General features: G+C 34.8%; 1 protein-coding gene. It reads right to left on the reverse strand.

From position 1 onward, the window contains the following. Nucleotides 1-414 precede the first annotated feature (414 nt). Nucleotides 415-2,208: an oligopeptide ABC transporter substrate-binding protein gene (locus RYK07_RS08925; RefSeq protein ID WP_314853505.1), complete on the reverse strand. Its 1,794-nt coding sequence runs from the start codon at nucleotides 2,206-2,208 to the stop codon at nucleotides 415-417. Nucleotides 2,209-2,873: the final 665 nt, after the last annotated feature.

Raw genomic sequence — 2,873 nt, forward strand, 5'->3', positions numbered from 1 at the left:
CATGTAAAAAATCCTGTCGGTGATTTCTCACCAACAGGATTTGTCGAACAACCAGTAAAAAAACTTCCTCACAGTAGCAAAACAAATGCTACAAATGAGGAAGCCATTTATTAAACCGTAATCTTATAAGATGCCCAAACACATAGACTTACCGCAGTAGCGAAGCAATGAGACTCACTTCTGCGAGGCTACTTGCATCCTCCACTACATTCAGAGAAATCATATTTTAAAACGCACTCTCATAAATGAATGCCCAAAACCATAGACTTACCGCAGTAGTAAGAGTACCAGTAGCCACGCTAAATGGCTACTGGTACTGGGGAAAATCGAGACCAAGGCTCGATTTTTAGCCATGAGATTCGCTTTAGCAAAGCTGCTGGCGTCCCTTACTACTTACAGGGAAGTCATATAAAACTATTTAGCAGACGTTTCGGAAACCAACTCAATTTGATACAACTCAGATTTAGCATCTTTTGTACCAATTTCAGAATTCATGAATTTCACACGTTTGTTCACGGCAGTTACAGATTCACCAATTAAAGTTGGGAAAATGAACGCTTGATCGTGAACATATTTCTGCCATTGTTGGAAGAACTCCACATTCTTCGCTTCATCAAATGCTTCAGTCGAACCAATCTTACCAATAATCTCATTACCCTCTGGACTTACAAAACGAGAGAAGTTGAATTTAGCTGTTTCACCAAATAAGTTGGCTGGGTTTGGATCATAACCAATTCCCCATCCTCCCGCAAACATATCAATTTCCGGATCATCCGCTTGAATTTTTTCATAGAATAGACTTGGCTCCAATGTACGACCTGTATATAGTTTAATATCTAAGCCGACTTCTTTAAACCATAGTAGATATTGTTGGATTAACGCTTCATTTGCATCATCACGAGTACGAGCTGTAAAGTTAATCGATAATTTAGAACCATCTTTGTTTTCACGTAATCCATCACCGTCTGTATCTTTATATCCAGCTTCATCTAATAATTGTTTCGCTTTTTCTGGATTATAATCAAATCCCTCTTGATTTGGATTATACACATCTTTAAAGGATGGAATAATAATTGAATTTGTACCTCGTTGTAATCCGTTAAAGATACTTTCCCCAGAAGCATTATTATCAATCGCATAAGCAATGGCTTGACGTAATACAGGGTCACTCATTTTAGCATTTGGATCTGTAATGTTTTTACCTTGCTCTTTATCGAATTTACCTAAATGAAATGCGATATATTCATATTGAGAAGCAAATGAACTAATAAAGGAAACATTTGTTAAATCTTTATATGCTTCAAACTGTGAATTTGGCATTGAAGCAATATCATAATTACCAGACTTCACTTGAGAAACAACTGTATCAGGAGACACAACTTCCATTACTACTTTATCAACTTTTGAATGACCTTTATAGAAGTGCTCATTTGGTACTAATGTTACAGATTCACCTGGAACAATTGATTCAATTTTAAATGGCCCTACACCTACACCTTTTGTTCCACGTACATATTCACTCTTCTCCCATTCAGTGATAGGAATTGATGAAAAGATATGTTTTGGTAATACATAGGATGGTAACGAACCACCTGCTAATTGCATTGATGGACGCATTTGTTTAAAGTGAATTTTTACTGAGTAATCATCTAATTTTTCTACACCAGAAATTGAACTAGCTTCACCACTATGGAATTTGTCCATCCCTTCAATGTTTTGATAATTACCATTGTATCGAACACCTGTATAATCTTTATTCCCAATTGCTTCAATTGCGAAAATATAATCATCAATTGTTAGAGGTTGTCCATCTGAAAATTTGTAATCTTTTGAGTTTAGTTTGACTGTTGCTGTTTTTCCTTCAACATCAAATTCAACAGATGCTAAACCTGTATTTGTTAAACGACGATTATCATCAAATTCAAATAGTGTATTGTCAATTTGAGATGTAATTTGAGAATCAACTGAATCAGATGCTAATTCATCCATAAATACTCCTTTAAAAGGAGCTGGTGAAACAATCGCATATTTTAATGTTCCACCTTTAATTGGTGTCCCATCATGAGTTACTTCTGATGCAAATTTCATTTTTGGTTGCGGTTTAGCACTTGTAGTAGTAGCATCACTTGATTGTCCTTTCCCGCCACAAGCTGCTAATGTTACAGCTACGGCTGCAGTTGATAAAAATAATAGACCTTTTTTCTTCATAAAATCCTCCAAGTAAATCATTTCGAATGAACTCGATAAAAAAATAAGAGACCATAGTGGTCTCTGTATACAAAAAGACCACGTAAGTTCTATTGTATTAGAATCTACGTGGTCGAGTTCATTCATGATTATAATTTGCCACATAGATACAATTTCACGACAATGAAGGTTGTATCTATATGTACAAAATGTACGTTAAGAACAACCTGTATCTAGTGGCTTTGCCAACGAGTATTTAATTGTAATTGTAATTTGAATACTTGATGCATGTTCTTAACTCCTTTTCGTGTGATGTGGTTATTATGCACCGATTTAAATCGATTGTCAACAACTTTTTTCTGATTTTTTTCGAAATTATTTTTTAGTCATTGAAAAAACTACATAAAATCAACAACTAACAATATTTTTTCTATTATTTAAAATACAGATTTCTTATATAAAAAAATAGACTCCCCTCAGTAGCTTAACCATAAGATTCGCTAAAAAAATCTCATGGCGTTCTCCTCTACTAATAGGAAAGTCATATTTCTAAACGCCCCCTCATAAATGAATGGAAAAAAAATAGACTTACCGCAGTAGCGCAAGTACTAGAAGCCATAACTTTGGCTTCTAGTACAGGAAAATTTGAGACCTTAGGCTCAAATTTTAGCAATGAGACTCGCATT

Source organism: uncultured Granulicatella sp. (assembly GCF_963528315.1).
Lineage (GTDB): Bacteria > Bacillota > Bacilli > Lactobacillales > Aerococcaceae > Granulicatella.